This window comes from Cupriavidus sp. KK10 (assembly GCF_018223725.1).
GTDB lineage: Bacteria > Pseudomonadota > Gammaproteobacteria > Burkholderiales > Burkholderiaceae > Cupriavidus > Cupriavidus necator.
The window spans coordinates 614,998-635,642 of sequence record NZ_CP073678.1; the positions used below are offsets into that span (position 1 = coordinate 614,998).

The window sequence follows — 20,645 nt, forward strand, 5'->3', positions numbered from 1 at the left end:
GCGCTCCACCCCTGCCTGTCCGCACGGCTGGCACCGGAGACCGGACAAGCCAAATGTACCCATGGAGACAAACATATGAATTCCCGACTGATCGATGATGCGCTAGATCGCATCCTGCACCGCATCGATGCAACGATCGCGCAGGACGAGGCGGGCTTTCCGCACTATGGCAATCCGGCCGACGGCACCTGGACACGCTCCCCGGCCGGCGACTGGACCGGGGGCTTCTGGGTCGGGATGCTGTGGCTGGCTGCCCTGCGCACCGGCGAGCAGAAGTACCGCGACAGCGCCCGCATGTGGTCCGCACGGCTGGCGCCGCGGGTGGCGTCGAAGTCGGTGTTCAAAGGATTCCTCTTCTGGTACGGCGCGCAACTCGGCGGCTCGCTGCTGGCCGATCCGCAGGCCGCGGGGCTCGCGCTCGACGGCACGCGTGGCCTGGCGGAGATGTACAGCGAAGCGGCCCGCCTGATCCCGCTCGGCACCGAGGCCGAGGAGGCCTCCAGCGTGGGGACGAGCGAGGCCAACATCGATGCGATTCCGGGCACCGTGGCGCTGCTGCTGCGGCACGACGCCGCTCTCGGCACGGGCGAGATCGGCCGCCAACACCTGCGCCAGCACATTGCCCTGTGCGTGCGGGAGGATGGCTCGGTTTGCCAGTCCGCCACATTCAACGCCGCCGATGGCTCGCTCGTGAAGCGCTACACGCACAAGGGCATCCATGACAGCAGCACCTGGGCCCGCGCCCAGGCGTGGGGCATGCTCGGGCTCGCGCAGGCGCTGTCGTGCGGCGAGCAGGCGTTCACGTCCGACGCGATCCGCGTGGCAGATTGGTGGGTCGCGCACCTGCCCGCCGACGGCGTGGCCTTCTGGGATTTCGACGATCCCGCCATCCCGCACACCAACCGCGACACCTCGGCCGCCGCCATCGCCGCCGCCAGCCTGCTCAAACTGGCCGCGCTCATCCCGGAGCGCGCGGCGGTCTACCGCCAGGCCGCCGTCGACAGCATCGAGCAACTCGTGACCCGCTTCCTGACCCCGGTCGGCCCAGGCGATGTACGGCAGCCTGGCATCCTCACCGGCGGCTGCTTTAACAAGCGCAATGGCGTCGCCATGGATAACGAACTGGTCTGGGGCGACTACTTTCTCCTCGAATCCCTGCTCGTCCTCGCGGGCAGGATCGACGCCACCCAGGTCTGAACCCCAACCCACTTCCGGAGAACCCACATGTCCGACATCAAGCTCCCGCACGAAGGCAACGTATCCACCCTTATTGGCACGCACACCAGCTACACCCGCACCCTCGGCGAGTATGACATCTATGCCTTCGCCGGCATCAGCGGTGACAACCACCCCAACCACATGGACGACGAATACTGCAAGCGCATGGGCTTCGGCGGCCGCATCGCGCAGGGCGCCATGATGGTCGGTTTCATCGCCGGCGCCGTGACCAAGTATCTCGACATGATCCAGCGCCCGGCGGTCTCCTACGGCTACGACAACGTGCGCTTCACCAAGCCCGTGCGCATCGGCGACACCCTCACCGTGAACTACCGCATCGCCCGCGCCGACGACGAGAAGAAGCGCCTGTGGGCCGAGGCGACGCTACTCAACCAGCGGGGCGAGACGGTCTGCGTCGGCACCCACATCATCCATTTCCAGGCCTGAGCCCGGGCTGCGAGCGGCGAGAAAGGTGAGAGATCGCATGAGCAAGATCTGCACTGCGGCGCAGGCCGTTTTGGACATCCGGCCCGGCCAGAGCGTGGGCAGCGTCGGCGTGATCGGCTGGCTGACGCCGGACGCGTTGTTCCAGGCGCTGGCGCAACGCTTCCACGAGACGGGATCGCCTCGTGACCTGACGTTCTTCTTCCCGGTCAGTGTCGGCGACGGCATGGGCATCCGCGGCATGGATCACGTGGCCGTCGAAGGGCTGATGAAGCGGATCGTGTCGGGCAACTTTACCAATGCGGTGAATCCGGCCACCGGCAAGCGCCCGGAGTTCATGCGCCTGATCCGCGAGAATCGGGTGGAAGCCTACTGCTGGCCGATCGGCGCCACCATGCACTGGCTGCGCGAAGTCGCCCGGCGCAGCCCAGGCTACCTGACCCGCATCGGCCTCGGCTCCTACATCGACCCGCGCCAGCAGGGCGGCAAGTACACGGCGCGCGCCACCGACGACCTGGTGCGGATGCAGGAGCTGGACGGCAAGGAATACCTGTTCTATCCGAGCTGGCCGCTCGACGTGGCGTTCCTGCGTGCCACCAGCGCCGACGAGCACGGCAACCTGAGCTTCGAGGACGAGCCTATCACGTCGTGCGCGCTGGCCATGGCGCTGGCGGTGAAGGCGTCAGGCGGCACCGTGATCGCACAGGTGCGCAAGCTGGTGCCGCGCCACGCCCGGCCGGCGCACGCGGTGCGGATTCCCGGCGTGCTGGTGGATCGCGTCGTGGTGGAACCCGACGCCATGATGACCACCGACATCCGGTACGACGATGCCTATCTCGGCGGCCAGCTTTTCGACGGCCGCGCCTCGGACCGCCTGATGCCCGGCGCCGACAAGGTGATCGCTCGGCGGGCGGCCCGGGAAATCAGGCCCGGCGAGGTCAGCATCTTCGGCTTCGGCGCTTCGTCCGACGTGCCCACGGTGATGATGGAAGATGGCCTGTTCGCCGACGGCGGCCTGCATCGCTACAGCTTTACCACCGAGCACGGCCCCTTCGGCGGCGTCGTGATGAGCGGCTGGCAATTCTCCGCCAACAAGTATCCGGAGGCCTTGATCGACGGCCCGTCGCAGTTCGACTTCATCGACGGCGGCAACTGCCCGATGGCGGCGCTGGCCTTTGCCCAGTTCGACCGGGCCGGGAACATCAACGTCAGCCGCTTCGGCGCGGCCAATCCGGGGCCGGGCGGCTTCATCGACATCGCCTACAACGCGCGCAAGCTGCTGTTCACCGGCACCTTCACCACCGGCGGCCTCGCCGCCGACACTACCGACGGCTTCCTGTCGGTCGGGCGTGAGGGGAGCGTGCGCAAGTTCGTCGAGCGCGTGGACGAGATCACCTATCCGCTCGGGCGCAACGTGGCCGCGCGCGGCCAGGAGGCCAAAGTCATCACCGAGCGCGCAGTCTTCTCGGTGGCGCCAGACGGACTGGTGCTGGAGGAGGTTGCGCCCGGCATCGACGTCAAGTCGCAGGTGCTGGACCTGATGGCCTTCCCGCCGGTGCGCGTGGCGGAGCCGCTTCCGTGCATGGACCCGACGCTGTTCCGCGCCTGACGCATCGACATATCTACGAGGAAAACATGGCTGTCATCAACTACCTGACTACCGTCCACATCGACTTCGGCGCCCTCCAGGTGCTGGGGGCCGAGCTGCAGCGCCTGGGCATCCAGCGACCGCTGATCGTCACCGACCGCGGCATCCGCGCCGCCGGTATCGCCGACAAGGTGCTCGAGGCCTTGGGCCCGGATTGCACTCCCACCGTCTTCGAGGACACCCCACCCAACCCGACGGAAGCCGCCGTGTCCGCGGCGACCGGCCTTTACCTCGGCAACGGCTGCGACGGCATCGTGGCCGTTGGCGGCGGGTCGCCCATCGACCTGGGCAAGGCCACTGCGCTGCTGGCGACCCACCCGGCACCCCTGCAGACCTACGCGGCGGTGGAAGGCGGCGCGAGCCGGATCACCAGCCGGGTCGCCCCGCTGGTGGCCATCCCGACAACTGCGGGTACCGGCAGCGAAGTGGGCCGGGGCGCGGTCATCGTCATGGAGTCCGGCCGCAAGCTCGGCCTGCTTAGTCCGTTCCTGCTGCCGAAGTTCGCCATCTGCGACCCCGAACTGACGCTGGGCCTGCCGCCGGCCCTGACCGCCGCGACCGGCATGGACGCCATCGCCCACTGCATCGAGACCTTTCTGGCGCCGGCCATCAACCCGCCCGCCGAAGCGATCGCCCTGGACGGTCTGCGCCGCGGCATAGCCAATATTGGCAAGGCCACCGCGGACGGCTGCGACCGCGACGCGCGCTGGAACATGATGATGGCCGCCATGGAAGGCGCGCTGGCCTTCCAGAAGGGGCTGGGTGCGGTGCATGCCCTGTCGCACCCGCTGGGCGCGGTGCCCGGCGTCTCGTTGCACCACGGCACGCTGAACGCCGTGCTGCTGCCGGCCGTGCTGCGCTTCAACAAGCCGGCGACCCAAGCCAAGCAGGCCGCACTGGTACAGGCCATGGGCCTGCCCGCCGGCGGGAACCCGGCTCAGGCTATCAGCGAACTCAACGCCGGTCTCGGCTTGCCGGCTGGTCTCGGCGCCATGGGCGTGCCGCGTGACGTGTTGGAGGACATCGCGGTCGCCGCCACGAAGGACCACTGCCACGCCACTAATCCCCGCACTGCCACGGTCAACGACTACTTGGCGATGCTGCAGGAATCATATTGAGGAGAAAGACGATGTCATACATCGCAGAACACCACGAGATGATCCGCGAGGCGGTGCGCCGCTTCGCCGAGGAAGAGATCGCACCGGTCGCCCACCGGTTGTGGGAAGAGGAGTGTTTTCCCTACGAGATCTGGCGCCGGGCCGGCGAACTGGGCTATATCGGGCTGCCGTACCCCGAAGCCTGGGGAGGCAGCGGCGGTGACTGGCTTGGCTTCGCCATTGCGCTGGAAGAGATCGCCCGCGTCGATTGCGCCGTGGCGGTGGCCATCATGGCCAACTCGACGGCGGCCAGCCTGCTCAACAACTACGGCACCGACGGCCAGAAGGCGCGGTTCCTGCGGCCGATCCTGACGGGCACGCAGGTCGGCTGCATCGGCCTGACAGAGCCGAACGCCGGCTCCGACGCCGCCAATATCCAGACCCGCGCCGTGCTGAAGGATAGCTGCTGGGTCATCAATGGCGCCAAGACCTTCATCAGCAACTCGGGTTCCGAGATCACCGGCCCGATCGTCATTGCGGCGGTGACGGGAACCCGGCCCGACGGCCGCAAGGAGATTTCGAACTTCATCGTGCCGAACGGCACGCCCGGCTTCAGCCACGGCAAGAAGCTGCACAAGATCGGCTGGCGCGGATCGACCACATTCGAGCTGTTCTTCGAGGACTGCACCATTCCTGCCGAGCACCTGCTCGGCGAGCTTGGGGCCGGCCTTAGACAGACCCTGTCACAGGTGAGCACCGGCCGCATCCTGATCGGAACGCTGGGCCTGGGCATCCTGCAGGGCTCGCTGGAACGCTCCGTCCGCTACATGAGCGAGCGCACAGCGTTTGGCAAGACGCTCAACCAGTTCCAGTCGCTGCAGTTCAAGCTGGCCGACATGGCGACCCACGCGCACGCTGCCCGCCTGATGCTCTACGACGCCGCGGTGGCCAAGGACGAGGGCCTGCCCTACGAACGGCAGGCCTCGATGGCAAAGCTCTTCGCAACCGAGAAGGCCATGGAGGCGGCCCACCAGGCCGTGCAGATCCACGGCGGCAACGGGATCATGACGGAGTACGCGGTATCGCGCGCGTTCGGGGATGCCAAGGTGCTCGAGATCGTTGAGGGGACCTCCGAGATCCAGCGGATGATCATCTCCCGCGACGTAATGCGCTGACGCACGGCTGCAGCCAGTGAGGCAATCCATGGAACACGTCGAACACAGCGCGGATGGGCTGGAGCGCAGCCCGGTCAACTTCGTGCCCCTGACGCCGATCTCCTTCCTGCGCAGGACGGCCGAGGTCTACCCTGAGCGTGCAGCCATCGTCTACGGCGAGCGCCGCACGAGCTGGCGGGCAATGCTGGAACGCAGCCGCCGCCTCGCATCAGCGCTGGTGGCCGCCGGCGTCAGGACTGGCGATACGGTGGCCGTGATGGCCGCCAACACGCCGGAGATGCTGGAGATGCATTTCGGCGTGCCCATGAGCGGCGCCATGCTGAACACGTTGAACGTGCGTTTGGACGCGGCCGCCATCGCCTTCATGCTCAGGCACGCGGATGCAAAGGTGCTGGTCACCGACACGGAGTACGCTGACGTAGTTGAAGCCGCACTGGCCCTGCTTGACGACAAGCCGCTGGTGATCGACATCGTCGATCCCGCCATCGAAGGGGGCCGCAGGCTGGCGGAGATCGAATACGAGGGCTTCCTGGCCGGGGGCGATCCGCACTGGGAGGGCGGCGAGCCCGCCGACGAATGGCAGGCCATCGCCCTTAACTACACCTCCGGCACCACGGGCAACCCGAAGGGCGTGGTCTACCACCATCGCGGCGCCTATCTGGCTGCGCTGTCGAACATGCTCGACTGGGGCATGCCCCGGCACGCCGTTTTCCTGTGGACGCTGCCGCTGTTCCACTGCAATGGCTGGTGCTTCGCCTGGACGCTGGCTGCCAACGCCGGTACCAGCGTCTGCCTGCGGCGGGTGGAGGCTGCCGCCGTGCTCGATGCGATTCGCGAGTGCCAGGTCACGCACTACTGCGGGGCGCCGATCGTGCATGCGATGCTTGCCCACGCACCCGAAGCGTGGAAGGCGGGCATCGACCATCCGGTCCACGGACTCATCGGCGGCGCCCCCCCGCCGATGCCGGTGATCGAGGGCCTGCTGCGCATGGGGATCAGGATCACCCAGATCTACGGGCTGACCGAGGTCTACGGCCCCGCGGCGGTTTGCGTGGAGCAGCCCGAATGGGAGGAACTCGGCATAGGTGCGCTGGCGGAACGAAAAGGACGGCAGGGCGTCCGCTACACCGCACAGGAAGGCATGGCCGTGCTGCATCCCGAAACCCTTGTGCCGGTGCCGTGGGACGGGAAGACCATCGGCGAAGTCATGTTCCGCGGCAACATGACGATGAAGGGCTACCTGAAGAACCCCGAGGCCACGGCGGAAGCTTTTGCCGGCGGCTGGTTCCACTCGGGTGACCTCGCAGTCGTCTGCCCGGATGGCTATGTACAGATCCGGGACCGTTCCAAGGACGTCATCATTTCGGGCGGAGAGAATATCAACTCGCTGGAGGTGGAAGAGGTGCTCTACCGGCACCCCGCGGTGCGCGTGGCAGCCGTCGTCGCCCAGCCGGACGAGCGTTGGGGGGAGACGCCATGCGCCTTTGTCGAAGTCATCGATGGCGCCAGGGTCGGCGAGCGCGAACTGATCGAACATTGCCGCGCCCACTTGGCGCACTTCAAGGCGCCGAAGAAGGTGGTCATCGGCCACCTTCCCAGGACGTCGACCGGCAAGATCCAGAAGTTCCTCCTCAGGCAACGAGCAAGCTCCGGCGCTCCCTGGCCCGGCCACGTACAGGCGTGAGTTCCCCCGTGAATGTGTTTCGGTGGCCCGCCGAGCCTGCTCTCCACATTCGGGATATCCGTGAGCGCCCGGTCGTGACGGAGCAGAAGACTCGTGTCCGGCATCGCATTGGCAGCGAAGACCGGTTGATCGACCGCCTTGGCGACATCTTGCGCGAGATGCGGGGCTGGCGCGGTGCTACAGCACGGCAGGCACGGCACCTGTCCAGGCGTCACGGTATCGGCTACCACGCCGCGCTGCTCTTCCTCTATCGCGCGGAGATGCGTTCAGCGTGCCCGAGCCGCATGGTGATCTGTCTAGCTGCGGCGGTGGAACTTGGCATTGACTTGAGCGGCTTCCCACCTGGATGCAGGATCGAAGAGGCGGAGTTGTCTTCGGAACTTCGGGTCATGTATTGGGCGGCCTTACGGAGGGGCGCAGGGCGGAAATGGAGGCAGTGGCCGGGTGATGGCGCCGGACAAGTATGAGTACAGGGTAATTTCGGATAGTGGTAGGCTGAATCCGCGGTGGTAAGCGGCCGTAGGCATGGCAACCTGTGACAGCTGCTCCGATCCTTTTCTGCCGTTGGCGCGCTGATTGCCGAATGACTGAAATGGCGACCATCTGCCGAAGAAGCATGAGGGCGGATGACCGTTGGACTCGGATAGCCGTCATCGTGTTGAGGAAGATTCGAACGGCGCAGAAGGGTCGGCAAAAGACGAACGAACTGCCGCCGAGGCGCTTCCCTGTGCTCAGCACAGCAATCGCAGCGGCAGAACTAGACGGAGTCATGGTCTGGCGCCGAGCCGTTGGCGAATCTGCCAGGCCAGCACGTCTACCGAGCGAGTGGATGGGGCGAAACGAAAGCGACCTGGTGCGACCCACTCCCCAAGCCGCATCCATCCATCAGGAAATATGCAGACATGCAGGTCCTCATTAATGACGACTACACCAGCCAGCCCTGGATGGGTGGTTACCCCGTGGCAGGGAATGCCGAGGCGCTCCAGATGACGTCGCACGGCACTTGCTCGCATGGCGGCTTACCCCGGTTGTCCCGCCATTCTGAGGCCAACTCTAGGAGCGCATCAGTTCGCGTTCGCACCGAATGGAGGTTGTGCCGCGGCGCGAGGCGTCATTAGTCTCGATCGGCTCATTATTCTGCGGACGGCCAGTGGCATCAAAGGTCTTGGCTTGCATGTCAAATACGCCGATCTCGATACCCTCCGCCACTTTCATAGTTTCGCGATCATGAAGCTATCCGAGCCCCCAGCGTCCCGGTATTGGGAAGCATTCGCCAGCTCAGGACTCACGACAACGAGCGCGTGGCCGCTCTTCTGCATCCGCAGCCGAAGGGGGCCGACTCTGCAGACGGTTGTGCATTGTCTCGCAGCGGATCATCATCATTGTCGCGGGTTCCTCATCGGCCTCGGCTACGTCGGCCTCCGCGGTGCTGCGCAGATATGCTTGCCGGGAGGCGACGGCGGCGATCACAATCATGGCGCCAACGCAAAAGACCCGGGCCATCAATTGAAAGTAACGAGCCATGAAATTTCGCACCGGGTAGCAGGAGGTAAAAGTGTCGAAGCTACACGAAGATGCCGCGAAGCGGTGCTATGCCGTTGAAGGATTGACACCGGCTTTGTTTCGCCGTGGAGCGGCGCCAAGCCTGATGAGTATGCCTCAAGAAGCGATCGCGCCCCTCCCGAGCGGCCACTACTGGACCAGGCCGCACACGCCCTTCCCGCTGGACGGTCCGAACCGCCACGATGAGGTCTTCCCCGGCGCGCACTACGTCAGCAACGGCAACGGGGTCACCTTTTACAAGAACTGGGCGTGCATGCTGACAGCGCAGGAAGACACCCTGCCCTTCCTGACAATCAAACATAACACCCCCGGCGATCAGCAAAAACGCGCCCTTCGGGCGTTATGTTAAGTATGAGGAACTTATAGTGACTGTACGCCAGGTGTAGATTGACAGCGCTCGACTGCCATGTTCGCGTATTTTGTTCCTCGCCCTACGACTCATCCAAAGCCCTTGGGCCCGCGATGGTGCCCGAACTTCCTGTAATGGCTGGCTTGCTCCGCCCCGGGGTAGCATCCACATCCTTTCGGTAAGCATTCCTGCGGCGATACGCGAATCTCCCAAAATGGGAGTACAATCCTCCCAAAACGGGAGTGTCAAAGGATGCGGATCATTGCGCGGCGGACGCTGCGAGAGTTTTGGGAGAGCGACCCCGCGTATGCGGATGCGATATCGCCCCTTACGGAGTGGTATCGCCACATGGAGAAAGTGAGATATGCGACACCTCAGGATGTGAAGGCCGAACTACGGACAGCCAGCATCCTCAAGGGTGGTCGCGTGGTGTTCAATATCGCCGGGAACAAGTATCGCGTGATCCTGGCTCTCGACTATGAGCGCCAGATCGGGTGGGTCCGTTTCGTTGGCACCCATGCCCAATACGACAAAGTGGACGCGGAGAGCGTGTGATGGATATCAAGCCCATTCGTACCGAACAAGACTACAGCACCGCCATGGAGCGCATTCGCCAACTGTGGGGCGCGCCGGTCGGCTCGCCCGAAGGCGATGAATTGGAAGTCTTGTCGATCCTCGTGGAGCGCTACGAGGAAGAGCATTACCCTATTCCCCCATCCGATCCGGTCGAGGCGATCAAGTTTCGGTTGGATCAGCAGGGCCTCACCACGCGCGATCTTGAGCCGTTCATTGGTTCCAGTGGTCGCGTGTCTGAGGTTCTGAACCGCAAGCGCAAGCTCAGCCTGAGCATGGTCAAGCGCTTGCATGATGGCCTGCGCATCCCCTATGAAAGCCTGCTGTCGTAGGAGCGCGAGCGCCAGGCAAACGGCCGAGGTGCCAAGCGAATGCAATTTGCAGTGAGCATGCCGGCTACGGGGCGCACGCCATCGTCGCGGAGGCGCTGCCCGACTGGCTGCGCAAGGGACAGCCTCAATTGTCGACCCAGTGTGCGTCGGTAATGGGGTGATCGTCCTTCCCGTGCATTTTCTGGGCGGTTTGCTCCAGAGAATCTCGATCTATCAAGGACTTACAAGTACACCGATCGGACGAGACTTATTGCACCGAAAAGCCTTGCTGCAGGCGGATGCGCGCCCTGTAGCCGCCATTTTCTACACGGAAAGTACCATCACCCCTATGTCAGGTCAGCGGGGTCGACCATCCTGCGTGCCTGCTCAGGCCGTCTGGCCCGGCAACTCCACCACCACAAGCGTCGCCGCGGTGCCGCCGATCACCCTGCTGCGATGCCCCTTGCCGGTGGTGTTTTCCAGCAGCAGGCCTGCGCCGATGGTGAGGGGGTGGATCTGGCCGTCGGATGCCTCGAATTCCATCTCCCCTTCCAACAGGAATATCCACATCCGCAAGGAGGAAGGATGCAGGATGCCTATCCAGCCTGCAGGCACCACCAGGAAGCCCTGGCGTGCTGCCTCCACCATTGGCGAAACCATAAAGGGGGGCGCGGGCGGCGCGAAGTTGCGCTCGGCAATGGTTACGGCTAGAGGCCCGAAACGGGATTCGCCGGCATCGTCGGCATAGAGCCGTGCAAACGCCAGGGTGGAATGGCCCGCAGCTGGCTTCGCGGTATCAGGCATGCCGCTTCTCCCGCCAAGGCCGTCACGCGGCCGTTTTCATCCTAAAGAGTCTAGTTCGCGGCGGCGCAAACGCAATAGTGTGCCCGAACGAAGAACGCTCCTCGAACGCCAAGTCCCTGTGCTTTCCGAGGACTACCTGGCGGCGTGCCAAGATAGGTAACCTGCTATCACAAGGGGTTTCGCCCCATGATCGGCTATCAGCTGAGCCGGGAAGCGGCGACGCTATCCGACCCGCTAAAACTCCACCGACTGCCCCGCATTGACCGCCCGCCGCAGCCAGTCCGGCATCTCGCCAGTCCCGTCCCAGCTCTGCCCCGCGGCGTTGCGGTAGCAGACCACCGGCGGCGGCACGGGTGGCGGTGGGGGCGGCGGATCGAAGCACCCTGCCGCCCGCAGTTCCTCCATGGTCAGGTCGTAGTCGGCCATCTGGTCCAGGATCCAGCGGATCGCCGCCGCCCGCTCAGTTTTCGTGGTCATCGTTGCTGTTGCTAGCCTTCCTGGTGGTCGCCGGGCACCGCCGGTGCCTCCTGCTCGTGGTCCTGCACTTTGTCCTGGCCATCCTGCACGGCCGGCGCCGGGCTGCCGGTCTTGCGCCGCCGCCCACCACCGGCGCCCTCCCGCTCGCGCGGCAGGCGCAATTCTGCCAGCAGCTGGCGCGCCAGCGCCGCCTCGGCCTCGGCACGCTCGGCCCGGCGCTGCGCCGCGGCCAGCTCGGCGTGCACCGTGTCCAGCTCGCTGATGGTTCGCTGCGCCGCCTCTCCGGCGGCCGCAAGCCGATCGGCCAGCGCCACGGCCTGGGCTTCGAGCCGGGCCCGGGCTTCCGCCTGCGACACCGCCGCGTCGCGGGCTTCGTGGCGCACCGCCGCCAGCTCCATGCGCAGGTCCTCGGCGGCACGCTCGCTCTGCTGTCGGCGTCGAGCTCGCGCAGCACGCGCCGCTCGCTGGCCTCGGCCCGCTCCTGGGCAATAGCGACCTGCTCGCGGGCACGCTCGAGCTCGGTCGAGAATTGGGTGCGCAGCTCCTCCAGCTGGCGCCGCCCCGCCTCGAGTTCCGCCCACCCCGCCTCCAGCCGGGCCTGGGTCGCGGCGTGGTCCCGCCGCTCCGCCGCCAGCGCGGCCCGACACTCCTCGAATGGCCTGTCGGGCAGCATCCAGCTGCGCGACGAGCGCCGCGGCTTCCTCCCGCGCGCCCGCGGTCTCGGTCGGCGCGGCATCGCGCTCGGCCTCGGCTGCGCTGGCGGCGGCGCGCGCCTCGGCGCGCAGCGTGGCCAGCTCGCCGGTGGCGGCCTCGTTGGCCGCCTGCCAGATAGTCTGCGCCGCCGGGCCGCGATGTCCTTCAGCGCATCCGGCAGGTCCGGATGGTCGATGGTGACACGGGTGCGCCCGCGCAACTCCTGCCAGAAGGCCTACGACCAAGATCCGTGATTATGCTCTGCAGCGCAGGTCCGCTTATGCACTGCAGAGCATAATCACGGATCTTGGCCGGAGAGCGGCCCACAATATATGGCGAGGCTTTCTACGTGAGTCGGCATGTTGTTGCACCTAGTCAGAAGAATACCTGCACCTCGGGCTGAGGCACTCGCTCGAGAACCTCATCGACAACCTCGATCCAATGCTTGACCGGCGTAGCAGTGCCGCTCTGCAGATGCTGGATGCAACCGATGTTCGCGGAAACAATGCATTCAGCCTCGTTCGCAGCCAGATGCTCCAGCTTACGATCCCGCAGCTTGTACGCGATTTCAGGTTGGAGGACAGAATATGTGCCCGCTGATCCACAGCAGAGATGGCTCTCATTGCGAGCGAGGTGGACGGTGAATCCAAGCAATCTCAGAGAATCCTCAACGGTTCCGCGCAGCTTCTGGCCGTGTTGGAGCGTGCAAGGGGGGTGAAACGCCAGCGCGCTGCATTTTCCAGACTTGACCCTCTCGCAAAGGGCTGGCAGCAGGTCGGGGAGAAATTCGCTGAGATCGCGGGTTAGCGCGCCGATCCTAGCTGCTTTTTCGGCATATTCCCGGTCATGTCGTAGGGGATGGCCGTAGTCTTTTACGGTCGCACCGCAACCTGAGGCATTCATGACGATTGCCTCGACCTCCCCTAACGAAATCGAGGGCCACCAGGCATCGATATTCCGACGCATCTCGTCGAGTGCGCCGTCATGATCTCCCGTATGCATACGTATTGCACCACAGCAACCTGTCTTGGCTGCAGTCACTACCTCAATGCCGGCAGCGTCCAGAACCCTGGCTGTTGCAGTATTGATGTTGGGCATCATAGCGGGCTGGACACACCCCGCTAATAACAGCACTTTCCTCTTGTGCTTGCGGGACGGCCAGTGTCCGGCGAACTTCGCGACTGGTAGCTTGTTTCCGAGCTTTGCCGGCAACAGCGGACGCATCAATCTTCCTATCTTCAGCGCTGGGGCAAACAAAGGGGACGTCAGGCCTTCGCGCAGCAGCCAACGGATTGCACGCTCCTTCGCAGGGCGACGAACCCTTTCGTCGATCAGTCTTCGGCCGATATCAACCAACCTCCCGTACTGCACGCCACTCGGACAAGTGCTTTCGCAATTTCTGCAAGTAAGACAGCGATCCAAGTGCTGCTGTGTGTGAACTGTAACCTCTTCGCCCTCCAACAGTTGCTTCATCAAGTAGATGCGCCCCCGCGGCCCGTCCCGCTCATCGCCCAACAACTGGTAGGTCGGACAAGTCGCCGTGCAGAAGCCGCAGTGCACGCACTTTCGCAAGATTGCCTCTGCCTCTTCACCGTCGGGGGTCTGGGCAAACTCAGGACTTAGGGCTACGCTGAATAAGCTGCTGATTTTTTGTGGAGCGGTTCGACGCGGAGCCTATTCGCTTTGAAAAATGGCTCTGATGACGAGATTTTGGCTTGCTGCGCCCCCCAACGGGGTGTGTTGGCGAGGCGCTCGCCCCGCACTCGCCCTTTATGGGCGGACTGCTCCCATCAGATGTCCTCGGCTCAGGTAAAGATTGGCCAGCGCCAGGGCCGTGAAGGCCCGGCCGGCATTCTTTTTCAGGCCGCGGTAGCGGACTTTGGTGAAACCCCACAGGCGCTTGACCACGGCAAAGACATGTTCGACCCGGGCACGGATCTTCGATTTGTTTCGGTTCTTCCCGCGTTGCACCTCGTCAATCTGGCCGTTCTTGCGGGTACGCTGATTGGTGAAGTCCTTGGCGTGGGGAGCTTTCGATGCGATCAGCTCCTGCTGACTGGCGTAGGCACTATCACCATAGACGCGCTGTTCCTGCCCATGCAGTAACTGGGGTAGCGCATGCTTGTCGTGGACATTGGCCGGCGTCACGACTGCCGAATGGGCCAACCCACTCTGGCTGTCCACGCCGATGTGCAGCTTCATCCCAAAGAACCACTGTTGTCCTTTCCGGGTCTGATGCATCTCGGGGTCGCGCGCCTTCTTTTCGTTCTTCGTCGAACTGGGGGCACCGATGATCGTGGCATCCACAATGGTGCCGGTTTTCAGTTTCACGCCGCTGGCTTGCAGGATCCGGCCTACCTCAGCGAATAGCCGCTCCGCAAGCTGGTGCTTTTCCAACAGGCGGCGAAACTTCAGCAGCGTGGTGGCATCCGGCACAGGTTCACGACCCAGGTCAATCCCAACGAAGCGGCGCAGGCTGGCGCTGTCATACAGCGCCTCTTCGCAGGCCAGATCCGCCAGGTTGAACCAGTGCTGCAAAAAGTGGATGCGCAGCATCCGCTCCAGGCCAATGGGCGGCCGGCCGTTGCCGGCCTTCGGATAGTACGGCTCGATCACCGCGCACAACGCCGCCCACGGCACGATCGTCTCCATCGTCGCCAGAAATGCCTCACGTCGCGTCGGCTTACGGTATTGCTCGAATCCAGCCCCTTGATCTGCACCCGCTGCCAACGTCATCTGCTTCATGTTCTTCTCTTTGCGCTCTTGATCCCTCACATAACGCTCTTCCTCATGAAGCGGAGGACTTAATCAGCATTGCCTTAGATTTGTCTGCATACGATAGTCCTTTATAGGCCGCAGTAGAGCCTGCCAGGATTGAAGACGCGATCAGGATCGAAAGCACACTTGAGATCCCGATGAATCTGCGAGAGTGCCTCGCTGAGCGGAGTGAATACGCCACTTCTGCGTTGCGGGTCCTTAAACAGAGTGGCATGACCGCCGAGTTTCGCCGCCATGGCCCGCACTTCGTCCACATGTGCCTCGGTACGCAACCACCGTAGTGCGCCACCCCATTCGATAAACTGATTCGGCAAATGGAGTGGTGCGGCGACGGCTGGCACAGAAAGGCGCCAGAGTGGAGTATCGTTGTCAGCAAAGTACGAGTGACGGTGGTCGCGCACTGCTTGCCACCACGCCATGGCCTCACCCGGTTCGAGTGCATTCCCGCCTAGACGGGTCTGTGCGTCCAGGACCGCGGCTGCAGCGCCGCTCAATCGCAAGAAGAGTTGTCCGTGATGCCAGGCACTGGCATTGACCGGCAGCGCCTGCGCAGCGAACGCCGTTAATGCGGAAAGCGCTGTTGCCTCATCGCGATTAAACATCAACGTGACCGATGAAGAATGAACTGGCAAAACCTTCAGCGACACTTCGCAGATCACACCGAGTATGCCCAGAGAACCTACCAGGAGACGTGAAACATCATAGCCGGCCACGTTCTTCATGACCTGGCCGCCGAACGTAAGCACCTCGCCTTTACCGTTGAGCATGGTGGCGCCAAGGACAAAATCCCGGATAGACCCTGCACTGACTCGTGCCGGCCCGCTGAGGCCCGTCGCGACCATGCCGCCCACCGTGCTTCCCTGACTATAGTGCGGGGGGTCGAACGGCAGATGCTGGTGGTGCTCTGCCAATGCTGCTTCCAACTCCGTAACAGGAGTGCCCGCCCGCGCTGTGATGACCAGTTCCGACGGCTCGTAGCTGCTAATCCCTGTGAGATAACGAACGTCTAGCGGTTCGCCCGATGGCTCTTCGCCGAAGAAGCGCTTGGTGCCACCTCCGACAATGTCCAAGGCCCTTCCTTTCGCGCGCGCGGACATGATTGCATCCATCAGATGCAACAGTTCTGGGTGATCGAGCTTCATTTAAAACCTCGGGATATCAGGGAACGGGAGCATCCCGCGGCGTACCGTCATCCGACCATACTCGGCACATCTATGGAGCGTGGGGATAGCCTTTCCCGGATTCAGCAGCGAGTGTGGGTCGAATGGACGTTTTAGCGCGAACATTTGTTCCCTCTCGGCATCAGAGAATTGGACGCACATCGAGTTCAGCTTCTCGACACCAACGCCATGCTCGCCTGTCACAGTCCCTCCCAGCTCAACGCTGGTCTCCAGGATCTCTGCGCCAAACCGCTCCGCGATATGCAGTTCTTCAGGATCGTTTGCATCGAACAGAATCAAAGGATGCAAATTTCCGTCCCCGGCATGGAACACGTTGACACAGCGCAGGCCATAGCGCAATTCCATCTCGCCGATGGCATGCAAAATCTCCGCCAGCCGCTTGCGTGGAATGGTGGAATCCATGCATAGATAGTCGGGACTCATTCGGCCCGTCGCCGGAAATGCATTCTTACGCCCGCTCCAGAAGCGCAATCGCTGCGCTTCATCCTAGCTTACTTCAAGCCGGGTGGCGCCACTGGCCGTAAGCACGGCACTCATCCTGGCCACTTCCTCCTCGACCTCGCATGCCGTCCCGTCGCTCTCACACAAGAGGATAGCTGCTGCATCCAGGTCGTAACCCGCGTGCACGAAGTCCTCCACGGCCGCAGTCATTGGCTTGTCCATTAGTTCCAGCCCTGCAGGCACGATGCCAGCGGCAACTACGTTGGCCACGGCATTGCCCGCTGCTTCGACGGTGTCGAAGCTCGCAACGATGCATTGCGCCAGCGCTGGCTTCGGGATTAGCTTGACTGTGATCTCCAAGCTTATGGCAAGCATTCCCTCACTTCCCACGACGACGCCCATCAGGTCCAGTCCCGGCGCGTCAAGTGCGTCCGAGCCAAACTCGACCGGTTCACCAAAAATGGTGAACCCGCGAACCTTCGGCACATTCTGCAGGGTGAGCCCGTATTTCAAGCAGTGCACACCGCCGGAATTTTCAGCTACGTTCCCACCGATCGTGCAAGCAATCTGACTAGATGGATCCGGTGCGTAATACAGGCCATAAGGCGCTGCCGCCTCGCTGATTGCGGCGTTGCGCACCCCGCATTGGACCACGGCTGTGCAGCTAACCGGGTCCACGCGGAGGATGCGGTTAAAGCGAGCAAGCGACAGCAGCACACCCATATCATGCGGCAAAGCTCCCCCCGAGAGCCCCGTACCCGCCCCCCTTGCGACGACTGGAATGGAGAGCGCCTGACAAGTCTTCATACGACCTGCTCTTCCGTTTCAGGGAGCACTACGACAAGAGGCTGGGTGCGATAGGCGGTAAGCCCGTCACATTCGAATGGCTGCGTATCCTCACGTCGCGAAAGTATCGCCGTCTGGGGCAACAGTCCATCCAGAGCGGCAACGACTTCCGCTCGGCGTGCGTCCCGCAACTCCTTAGCCTGGGGATCCGCCAACCAGCCTTCCCGAATCGCATTCATAGGATTCCGCCCCCATCGATGACGCACCCTCGGCGGCTATCGCGGGTTGAACTCTGGGCCGAATCCCGGAACCCCGCTGTACCGAGGGAAAGACATGGGTTATCCGTGACTGCGATCGAGGCGCCATGCAGGAATAGCGCCAGAGCCTGGAACTCCAGGCCCTTGCCCCCAAGGGATGAGTGAAGTCTTCGACGCATTGTGAGGTTGTCTCCAATAAGTTCTCGTTATTAGCTTCATTAGCGCCGTCGCGCTGCAGAGTCTCACAACCGCTTCAAAAGTGATCAGGCACTGGATCGGAGGAATGTGCTGAATGCCCATATCGTCCACTCACTGCAGTGGAACCAACTCTTGTAACGGGTGTGACGTGCCGACAATCTAGCCGCACCAACCCGACCTATCCTCATGCCGCGACGTACGCGCGACCGCTTGAGCATCGCTATACACATACTCGCTCAGGACTGGCCGGGATCGAGACCGTATGCCACATCGTCGCGAAGATGGCTGACAAAGTGCTGCGCATAGCTTGGCAAAGTGAGCAAAGAATCTCTATCGAAAACGCTGGGACCTGATGCTGAAATCTTCAGGATCAGGCCTCATCATTCACTTTCCGGTCACGGCAGCCGAACGCTACGCGCGAGAAAAATCCTGGAAGCGAAGATTGTTAGAGGTGTAGTAGGTAAACCCCTTCAGATTCTTCTTTCTGGCCAGCGTGAATTTCGGGTTCGTCAGGAATCCCCACGCCGCGTCTTCCATCAGGATGCGTTGCACGTCGCGGTAGACCTTCTGTCTCACCTCATTGTCTAGCGTTGCGAGCCCACGCTCGATCTCCCCGTTCACCTTTGCGTTCGCATAGTTGCTATAGTTGACGAAACTCTTCTGATGGAAGTAAAGAAACATCGAGTATCCGGGGTCAGACACCCAAGGCGAGTCGAGATAGAAGATAATGGGCTTCTGCCGCTTGGTGACTGCCTCGTAGAAGACCCCGGCTGGCAATTTCTCAAGCTGCAGATCGACCCCGATCTTCCGCAGTGCCGTCTGATACATCAGGGCGATAGGCTCTTGAACAGGATCCCCTGCGTTGTAGCTGAGCGTCGTCTTGAAGCCGCTCGCAAATCCCGCCTCAGCCAACAGCTTCTTCGCCATTTCCAGGTTGTAATCGTAGCGACCGAATTCGCTCGTCGCCATCGGATAGATCCGCGGCATCGGTGCACTTAGCTTGTCAGCCAGGCCGTAGTAGATCGTGTTGATGATGTCCGCATGAGGGATCGCGAAGTTCAACGCCTGTCTGACTTTGACATTGTCCAGCGGAGCCACCTTGGCATTCAACTCCAGCCACAGCATGTAAGACGAGTTCACGGCGTCGAACGTCGCGTTCGGATTGTTTTTCAGGCTCAAGTATTCGCGCGGCTGAAGATACTGCGCGATATCCACGGCGCCTCCTGCAAGAAGCGATAGCCGGGTTGCCGAAGTGGGGACTTCACGCATGATTACCGTATCCATGAAAGGCTTCGATCCCCAGTAATCACTTCTGGCCTTGAATACGGCCTGCTGGCCGCGCATGATCTTTTCGACCTTGTAGGGCCCAAATCCCGCACTCTCGTTCTGCAGGAAGTTGGTCGCCCACGGGTCGTTTGCGCCGCCGGCGGACTTGCATTTTCTTGCGTCGTAGATGGGATTGTTCAACGCGGCCTGCAACTTCAGCAGCAGGGGATTCGGCTCGTCGAGATTGAAGGAAATGGCCATCGGCCCTTCGATCTTGATCTGATCGGGCTTTTTCAGACCGAGCGTAGCGGTCAGGAACGGCCCCATTCCCTTCAGATTGAATTTGCGATCCCACGTCCACTTTACGTCCTCGGCGCTGAGGAGGTTGCCCCAATTGCTCCGCACGCCTTCCCGAAGTTTGAACACGGCCTTCCGGCCGTCTTTCGAGACGTCCCAGCTCTCTGCCAGGCTTCCCTTGAGCGCCATGTTGTTTGGTCTTCCCGCGTGAATGGACGTATCCTCGCGAAGCACAGTAGGGCTTTGCGGGTCAGGGATCTTCTCGTATGCCACGAGATAATCGTACAGTGCGCCCAGCGAGTCCACCGAGCCCAGGCTTACGTCGAATTCGATGTCGAGACTTTGTGGGGTGGCAGGTGCCGCTATCACTAACGTCTTCGCCGTACTCTGCGCCTGTGCCGACAAGGGGCTTAGCGCCCCGCCCAGGGCAGCCGCGCCGGTGAGCGCCGTGCCCTTCTTCAAGAATTCTCGCCGGCCCTGGTTGGCCTCCCTGTCATTACCGCTATTCTTCGGATCATCCATGACATCCTCCATCCTGTTCCATATCGATTTCCGCCCGGCGCTAGACGTTCACGCGTCATCATCTCCGTTTGGAACTATGAGAATCGAAGGGAACTCTTTCGTCTAAAGCATGGAGTTCCCCTGTCCCCGCTCAAATCATGTAATCGCCGCCGTTGGGATTAAGAGTGGCACCAATGAAATAGGCGCCTTCGTCGGACGCCAACAGGACCGCCGACGGCGCAATCTCCTCGACGGACGCCATGCGGCCGATGGGCAGCTCGGAAAGCTTCTTGGCACGCCATGCTTCCGGCAGGCCACGGAAGAGCTCGGTGTCTACCGGACCAGGACAGATGGCGTTGACCGTGACTCCTTCCCGGGCGACTTCATACGCGAGAGACCGCGTAAAGCCGATCACACCCGCCTTCGCCGCCACGTAGTGCGCCATCTCGGGAGCGCCTTTGTGCGCCAGTTGCGAACTGAGATTGATGATCCGGCCATGCTTGTTCTTCAGCATGCCCGGTAGCGCAGCTCTCGTACACAGGAATACCCCGCGCAGATTGACGTCGATCATCCGGTCCCACATTTCGGTCGTCATATTGACCACGTGAGATGCGCTGTCGAAACCAGCGTTGTTGACCAGAATGTCGATGCGCCCGAATTCCCCCTCGACCTCCGCAAGTGCCGCATTGACGGAGGACTCACTGGCCACATCCGCCGCGACCGCCAGACCCTCGACTTCAAGTTCAGCGACTTCTGCAGCCGCGCGGACGGCGTCTTCCTTCCGAAGATCAAGCACGGCGACATCGGCGCCCTCACGGGCAAACGCCAATGCGATGGCGCGCCCGATGCCCCTCGCACCACCTGTAACCACAGCCTTCTTTCCAGTCAGTTTTCCCATCTTGAA

The 20,645-nt window shown here is 62.7% G+C and carries 16 protein-coding genes and 2 pseudogenes; 9 read left to right on the top strand and 9 right to left on the bottom strand.

Annotated features, from left to right (window positions below; all coding sequences use genetic code 11):
* Positions 1–75 precede the first annotated feature (75 nt).
* The 9 genes from KB879_RS34185 (at position 76) to KB879_RS34225 (ending at position 10,083) form a co-directional block, all read left to right on the top strand.
* On the top strand, positions 76–1,197 hold the full coding sequence (locus KB879_RS34185; RefSeq protein WP_211983986.1) for a glycoside hydrolase family 88 protein: 1,122 nt from the start codon (positions 76–78) through the stop codon (positions 1,195–1,197).
* Positions 1,198–1,224: 27 nt separating this feature from the next.
* Positions 1,225–1,665 (top strand): MaoC/PaaZ C-terminal domain-containing protein, encoded by a 441-nt coding sequence (locus tag KB879_RS34190; RefSeq protein WP_153955538.1) that lies wholly within the window; start codon positions 1,225–1,227, stop codon positions 1,663–1,665.
* A 37-nt stretch (positions 1,666–1,702) separates the two neighbouring features.
* Positions 1,703–3,271 carry an acyl CoA:acetate/3-ketoacid CoA transferase gene (locus KB879_RS34195; protein ID WP_211983988.1) on the top strand — a complete coding sequence of 523 codons (1,569 nt, stop codon included), beginning with the start codon at positions 1,703–1,705 and terminating at the stop codon, positions 3,269–3,271.
* A gap of 26 nt (positions 3,272–3,297) precedes the next feature.
* On the top strand, positions 3,298–4,428 hold the full coding sequence (locus KB879_RS34200) for an iron-containing alcohol dehydrogenase (protein WP_153955540.1): 1,131 nt from the start codon (positions 3,298–3,300) through the stop codon (positions 4,426–4,428).
* 11 nt (positions 4,429–4,439) lie between these two features.
* On the top strand, positions 4,440–5,582 hold the full coding sequence (locus KB879_RS34205) for an acyl-CoA dehydrogenase family protein (protein WP_211983990.1): 1,143 nt from the start codon (positions 4,440–4,442) through the stop codon (positions 5,580–5,582).
* A 28-nt stretch (positions 5,583–5,610) separates the two neighbouring features.
* Positions 5,611–7,266, top strand: coding sequence for an acyl-CoA synthetase (locus KB879_RS34210; RefSeq protein ID WP_211983992.1), 1,656 nt, complete (start codon positions 5,611–5,613; stop codon positions 7,264–7,266).
* A gap of 1,555 nt (positions 7,267–8,821) precedes the next feature.
* Positions 8,822–9,178, top strand: a complete 357-nt coding sequence (locus tag KB879_RS34215) for a hypothetical protein (RefSeq protein WP_211984629.1) — start codon at positions 8,822–8,824, stop codon at positions 9,176–9,178.
* Between the two features lie 252 nt (positions 9,179–9,430).
* Entirely contained in the window at positions 9,431–9,733 is a 303-nt protein-coding gene (locus KB879_RS34220; RefSeq protein WP_211983994.1) for a type II toxin-antitoxin system HigB family toxin, read from the top strand.
* Positions 9,733–10,083, top strand: a complete 351-nt coding sequence (locus KB879_RS34225) for a type II toxin-antitoxin system HigA family antitoxin (RefSeq protein WP_211983996.1) — start codon at positions 9,733–9,735, stop codon at positions 10,081–10,083. The genes KB879_RS34220 and KB879_RS34225 overlap by 1 nt, the downstream gene beginning before the upstream one ends.
* 366 nt (positions 10,084–10,449) lie before the next feature.
* On the opposite strand, the gene KB879_RS34230 is transcribed toward KB879_RS34225, so the two are convergent.
* The 9 genes and pseudogenes from KB879_RS34230 to KB879_RS34270 all read right to left on the bottom strand — a co-directional run bounded on the left by KB879_RS34230 (position 10,450) and on the right by KB879_RS34270 (position 20,639).
* Positions 10,450–10,866: a cupin domain-containing protein gene (locus tag KB879_RS34230; protein WP_211983998.1), complete on the bottom strand. Its 417-nt coding sequence runs from the start codon at positions 10,864–10,866 to the stop codon at positions 10,450–10,452.
* Between the two features lie 234 nt (positions 10,867–11,100).
* Positions 11,101–11,343, bottom strand: coding sequence for an H-NS family nucleoid-associated regulatory protein (locus tag KB879_RS34235; protein WP_211984000.1), 243 nt, complete (start codon positions 11,341–11,343; stop codon positions 11,101–11,103).
* Positions 11,344–11,354: 11 nt separating this feature from the next.
* Positions 11,355–12,256: pseudogene (locus KB879_RS34240) on the bottom strand (hypothetical protein).
* Positions 12,257–12,411: 155 nt separating this feature from the next.
* Positions 12,412–13,683 carry a glycolate oxidase subunit GlcF gene (gene glcF / locus KB879_RS34245; RefSeq protein WP_211984380.1) on the bottom strand — a complete coding sequence of 424 codons (1,272 nt, stop codon included), beginning with the start codon at positions 13,681–13,683 and terminating at the stop codon, positions 12,412–12,414.
* Positions 13,684–13,806: 123 nt separating this feature from the next.
* Positions 13,807–14,781, bottom strand: coding sequence for an IS5 family transposase (locus KB879_RS34250; RefSeq protein ID WP_116386451.1), 975 nt, complete (start codon positions 14,779–14,781; stop codon positions 13,807–13,809).
* 101 nt (positions 14,782–14,882) lie between these two features.
* Positions 14,883–15,956 carry a glycolate oxidase subunit GlcE gene (gene glcE, locus KB879_RS34255; protein WP_211984002.1) on the bottom strand — a complete coding sequence of 358 codons (1,074 nt, stop codon included), beginning with the start codon at positions 15,954–15,956 and terminating at the stop codon, positions 14,883–14,885.
* Positions 15,957–17,461 (bottom strand): annotated as a pseudogene (locus KB879_RS34260) (FAD-linked oxidase C-terminal domain-containing protein).
* A gap of 627 nt (positions 17,462–18,088) precedes the next feature.
* Positions 18,089–19,762 (bottom strand): ABC transporter substrate-binding protein, encoded by a 1,674-nt coding sequence (locus KB879_RS34265; RefSeq protein ID WP_211984382.1) that lies wholly within the window; start codon positions 19,760–19,762, stop codon positions 18,089–18,091.
* Positions 19,763–19,892: 130 nt separating this feature from the next.
* Positions 19,893–20,639: an SDR family NAD(P)-dependent oxidoreductase gene (locus KB879_RS34270; protein ID WP_211984019.1), complete on the bottom strand. Its 747-nt coding sequence runs from the start codon at positions 20,637–20,639 to the stop codon at positions 19,893–19,895.
* Positions 20,640–20,645: the final 6 nt, after the last annotated feature.

What these genes read in the sequence shown, in the direction of transcription:
- KB879_RS34230 (WP_211983998.1), bottom strand. Translation starts at nt 10,866, where the DNA reads ATGCCTGATACCGCGAAGCCAGCTGCGGGCCATTCCACCCTGGCGTTT.
- KB879_RS34205 (WP_211983990.1), top strand. Translation starts at nt 4,440, where the DNA reads ATGTCATACATCGCAGAACACCACGAGATGATCCGCGAGGCGGTGCGC.
- KB879_RS34190 (WP_153955538.1), top strand. Translation starts at nt 1,225, where the DNA reads ATGTCCGACATCAAGCTCCCGCACGAAGGCAACGTATCCACCCTTATT.
- KB879_RS34270 (WP_211984019.1), bottom strand. Translation starts at nt 20,639, where the DNA reads ATGGGAAAACTGACTGGAAAGAAGGCTGTGGTTACAGGTGGTGCGAGG.
- KB879_RS34220 (WP_211983994.1), top strand. Translation starts at nt 9,431, where the DNA reads ATGCGGATCATTGCGCGGCGGACGCTGCGAGAGTTTTGGGAGAGCGAC.
- KB879_RS34250 (WP_116386451.1), bottom strand. Translation starts at nt 14,781, where the DNA reads ATGAAGCAGATGACGTTGGCAGCGGGTGCAGATCAAGGGGCTGGATTC.
- KB879_RS34235 (WP_211984000.1), bottom strand. Translation starts at nt 11,343, where the DNA reads ATGACCACGAAAACTGAGCGGGCGGCGGCGATCCGCTGGATCCTGGAC.
- KB879_RS34265 (WP_211984382.1), bottom strand. Translation starts at nt 19,762, where the DNA reads ATGGATGATCCGAAGAATAGCGGTAATGACAGGGAGGCCAACCAGGGC.
- KB879_RS34195 (WP_211983988.1), top strand. Translation starts at nt 1,703, where the DNA reads ATGAGCAAGATCTGCACTGCGGCGCAGGCCGTTTTGGACATCCGGCCC.
- KB879_RS34225 (WP_211983996.1), top strand. Translation starts at nt 9,733, where the DNA reads ATGGATATCAAGCCCATTCGTACCGAACAAGACTACAGCACCGCCATG.
- KB879_RS34200 (WP_153955540.1), top strand. Translation starts at nt 3,298, where the DNA reads ATGGCTGTCATCAACTACCTGACTACCGTCCACATCGACTTCGGCGCC.
- KB879_RS34210 (WP_211983992.1), top strand. Translation starts at nt 5,611, where the DNA reads ATGGAACACGTCGAACACAGCGCGGATGGGCTGGAGCGCAGCCCGGTC.
- KB879_RS34185 (WP_211983986.1), top strand. Translation starts at nt 76, where the DNA reads ATGAATTCCCGACTGATCGATGATGCGCTAGATCGCATCCTGCACCGC.
- glcE (WP_211984002.1), bottom strand. Translation starts at nt 15,956, where the DNA reads ATGAAGCTCGATCACCCAGAACTGTTGCATCTGATGGATGCAATCATG.